Raw genomic sequence first — 3,707 nt, forward strand, 5'->3', positions numbered from 1 at the left:
GGGGCTGTCCGTGTGGTCCGGCATGCGGGGGGCCGCAGCCGGAAGCGCCGTAGCGCTTCCGGCCTGGCGGGCGAAAAACGCCCTATTTTTTGGCATAGGGGATGTAGCCCGCGCCGGACACGATCTTTTGCCCGACGGGAGTGAAAATATAGTCCACAAATGCCTTGGTGATGCCCTGCGGCTCACCCTTGGTATTCATGTACAGCAGGCGCGTGACCTTGTATTCGCCTGAAGCGGCGTTTTCCTGGCTGGGGGCCACACCGTCAATACTTACTCCCTTTATGCTGTCGTCCAGATGGCCGATACCCACATAGCCGATGGCGTTGGGATCCTGGCTGACGGCCGTTTTCATGGCCCCGTTGGAACTGACCACATTGGCCTTGATGGAAGGAGTGTCCTTGTCCACGGCGCGTTCTTCAAAGGTTTCGCGCGTGCCGCTGCCGTCTTCGCGCACATAGAGGGATATGGGAGCGTCAGCGCCGCCCACTTCCTTCCAGTTTCCGATCTTGCCGGAAAAAATATCCTTTACCTGCCCCCTGGTCAGCCCTGCGACCTTGTTGGCCGGATTGACGGCCACAGCCACGCCGTCAATGGCAAAAGGAAAGGTCACAAGGCCGTATTTTTCCACTTCCACAGGCTTGAGGGCGCGGCCGGTATTGCCGATCTGCACAATACCCTCGCCCACTTTCTGCACTCCCACGCCGGAGCCGCCCCCCGCCACGGTAATGCGGATGCCGGGGTTAACGGCCATGATCCGCTTGGCGGCCTCTTTCATAACAGGAATGTGTGCCGTGCCGCCCGCAATATCCACAACCCCCTTCTGCCCCTTAAAAGCGTCCAGAGGGTCAGAGGGCGAAGCGGCAAAGGCCGTGCCAAGGCCGCACATCAGCAGAACAGCCGCAAGAATTCCACGTTTCATGACAGTCTCCTACGGTTAGCGTGAACAAAAAGCGCGGACGCACCACGCAGTGTACAGCAACAGACGCGACCACGTCGCCGGGAGTCGGATGAAAAATGGAAAGCCGCCCTCGCGGCGCAGTACGAAAACCGCCCGCTAACCGAGCAAGGGAGACATCCAGCCCCACCCGACAGACGGTCAGGTGACGCCGGAAATAGAGAACAGAGCTTCACGGGCGGCCATCGCCGCCATATGCGGCATGCTGCCCGCATTGGCCGTGAAAGCCCCAAGGGCGGCACGGCCAATGCTTTGTGGTGAGGCCCTATGGAACCTGGAGGAAATGCTCATACCTCGGGTCTATCTGATGGGCGGGAACCGGTCAAGCCGCGCCGGAGCACGCCCCGCCGTCCGCCCGGAAGGAACGTTTTTTGTGCCGGGGCCGAAACGCACAGGCAGAACAGCACAAAAACGTTTATAATCCAAAAAAGCGCCTGGCATTGACGCCGCACTGCCGCCAAAGCTCTTCCGCATCCTGTCCGCGCGCTTCCGCCACCGCCCGCGCGGTAAACACGGTAAAGGCAGGCTCGTTGCGCTTGCCGCGCCAGGGTACGGGGGCAAGATACGGGGCGTCCGTTTCCAGCATAAGGCGGTCGGAGGGAATGCAGGCCACCGCTGCGCGCAGTTCCTCATTGGCCCTGTAGGTCACGGGGCCGGGTACGGACACATGCCAGCCGTTACTCACGATGCGGCGGGCCAGATCCGGCCCTTTGCCGAAGCAGTGCCACAACAGCGGATACCCGGCAAAACCCTGCGACTCAAGAACCATGAGTGTTTCTTCCTCCGCCTCGCGGCAGTGGATCACCACAGGGCGCTCCAGTTCACGGGCCAGCCTGAGCTGCGCGGTAAAAACCTCGTACTGCACCTCACGGGGGCAATCGTCCCAGTAAAAATCCAACCCGATTTCGCCCACAGCCTTGAGACGCGGCTCTTCCGCAAAAGCGCGGCGCATGGCTTCGATAACTTGGGGCGTGCAGTCGCGCCCGTGGCAGGGGTGAACGCCAAACAAAAAGAAAACCTGGGGATGCTCCGCAAAATAATGTCGTCGCGCGGCAAAGTGGTCGGGGCTGAGAAACACGTTGCCCACATGGCTGATGCCGCAGACAGCGGCTCTTTCCAGCACGGCTTCGCGGTCCAGGTCAAACTCCTCGCCGTCCAGATGGGCGTGGCTGTCGACGCCTTCCGGCGGCAAGGGAACGGAAACGGGATCAATGCGGTTAGTGGATTTTTTCGACATGCTTACCTCGCGCCGTTACATACCAACGAGTGCCGCCAAGGGCAAGGGCAAGGCCCGGCGGCAACGCCATTGCCAAGACAGAACAATGGGGCTATGCTGAACCGGTTTTGCTATCCTAGAGCATTTTTGCATTGAGAATATCCATTCTCAATGCTTGCAAAACGCCCGCTTCGGCGCGTAACAGCGCGAATAAATTGCGCTTACGCCTCTGCGACGGGCGTCTGCTCACGCAGTTGCCAGAGCAATTTCAAAGTGAAATTGCTCTAAAAACATTTTATGTTTGAGAACATACATGCTCAAAGTCTTACAATGCCCACTGCGGCGTCCATCTGCGCCAATATAGTGTGCTTGCGCCTTTGTGGCGGGCGGCTGCCAGAGCAGCCGCCGGAACGGATTCAAGGCAACATTGCTTCACTTTTGGTCTCACACCACTTTTTCCGGGGGAAATATGCATCTCCGTAAACGTATACTGGTCACGGGCGGTTCGGGCTTTCTCGGTTCGCACCTGTGCGAAAGGCTGCTCAACGAAGGGCATGAAGTTCTTTGCGTGGACAATTTCTTTTCCAGCGCCCGCGCCAATGTTGAGGAATTTCTCGACAACAGAAGGTTCGAGCTGATCCGCCACGATGTAACCTTTCCCCTGTATGTGGAAGTGGACGAGATATACAATCTGGCCTGCCCGGCCTCTCCCATCCACTACCAGCACGACCCGGTACAGACCATCAAAACCTGCGTCCACGGGGCCATCAACATGCTGGGCCTGGCAAAAAGGGTCAAGGCGCGTATCTATCAGGCGTCCACCAGCGAAGTATACGGCGACCCCGAAATACACCCGCAGACCGAAGACTACTGGGGGCATGTGAACCCCAACGGCATCCGCTCGTGCTACGATGAAGGCAAACGCTGCGCCGAGGCCCTGTTCTTCTCCTACTGGCGGCAGAGCGGCCTGCCCATCAAGGTGGGGCGCATCTTCAACACCTATGGCCCCAAAATGCACCCCAACGACGGGCGCGTGGTATCCAACTTTATCATTCAGGCGCTTAAGGGCCAGCCCATCACCATTTATGGCGACGGCAGCCAGACACGCTCTTTCTGCTATGTGGACGACCTTATCGAATGCATGGTGCGCCTCATGGCCTCTCCCGAAGACTTCATCGGCCCGATGAACATGGGCAACCCCGGCGAATTCACCATTCGCGAGTTGGCCGAGAAAGTTGTGGACATGACCGGCAGCAAGTCTGTGATCAGTTACGAACCGCTGCCCGGTGATGACCCCAAACAGCGCCGGCCCGACATTACCCTGGCACGCGAAAAACTTGGCTGGGAACCGCAGGTCAAACTGGAAGACGGGCTGAAAAAAACCATCGCCTACTTTGACAGCATGTTAAAACTGGGCATGGCCTGACCCTTGCCCGAAAGCCAACCTATGCCATGACGCTCTTTATCATAACTCTGCTTGTCCTGGCGGCGGCTGCCGCCGCCATGGCCCTGCTCGCGCTGCTGCCCTCTCCGGCG

At 58.9% G+C, this 3,707-nt stretch carries 4 protein-coding genes; 1 reads left to right on the forward strand and 3 read right to left on the reverse strand.

Annotated elements, in window-relative coordinates:
* Positions 1-82: 82 nt before the first annotated feature.
* The 3 genes from V6C07_RS04650 to V6C07_RS04660 form a co-directional block, all read right to left on the reverse strand.
* The gene (locus tag V6C07_RS04650; RefSeq protein WP_333535199.1) at positions 83-919 is read right to left on the reverse strand and encodes a phosphate ABC transporter substrate-binding protein; all 837 of its coding nucleotides are present in this window, start codon (positions 917-919) and stop codon (positions 83-85) included.
* 177 nt (positions 920-1,096) lie between these two features.
* On the reverse strand, positions 1,097-1,246 hold the full coding sequence (locus V6C07_RS04655) for a hypothetical protein (RefSeq protein WP_333535201.1): 150 nt from the start codon (positions 1,244-1,246) through the stop codon (positions 1,097-1,099).
* Positions 1,247-1,370: 124 nt separating this feature from the next.
* Entirely contained in the window at positions 1,371-2,192 is an 822-nt protein-coding gene (locus tag V6C07_RS04660) for a TatD family hydrolase (RefSeq protein ID WP_333535202.1), read from the reverse strand.
* A gap of 448 nt (positions 2,193-2,640) precedes the next feature.
* Between V6C07_RS04660 and V6C07_RS04665 the strand changes: the two genes are divergently transcribed.
* A complete protein-coding gene (locus tag V6C07_RS04665; protein ID WP_333535203.1) occupies positions 2,641-3,597 on the forward strand; it encodes a UDP-glucuronic acid decarboxylase family protein in 957 nt (318 codons plus the stop codon).
* Positions 3,598-3,707: the final 110 nt, after the last annotated feature.

Source organism: Desulfovibrio sp. 1214_IL3152 (genome assembly GCF_036763055.1).
In the GTDB taxonomy this organism is placed as follows: Bacteria; Desulfobacterota; Desulfovibrionia; order Desulfovibrionales; family Desulfovibrionaceae; genus Desulfovibrio.

Coding starts and splice junctions, on each gene's coding strand:
- V6C07_RS04650 (WP_333535199.1), bottom strand. CDS start 919: ATGAAACGTGGAATTCTTGCGGCTGTTCTGCTGATGTGCGGCCTTGGC.
- V6C07_RS04655 (WP_333535201.1), bottom strand. CDS start 1,246: ATGAGCATTTCCTCCAGGTTCCATAGGGCCTCACCACAAAGCATTGGC.
- V6C07_RS04660 (WP_333535202.1), bottom strand. CDS start 2,192: ATGTCGAAAAAATCCACTAACCGCATTGATCCCGTTTCCGTTCCCTTG.
- V6C07_RS04665 (WP_333535203.1), top strand. CDS start 2,641: ATGCATCTCCGTAAACGTATACTGGTCACGGGCGGTTCGGGCTTTCTC.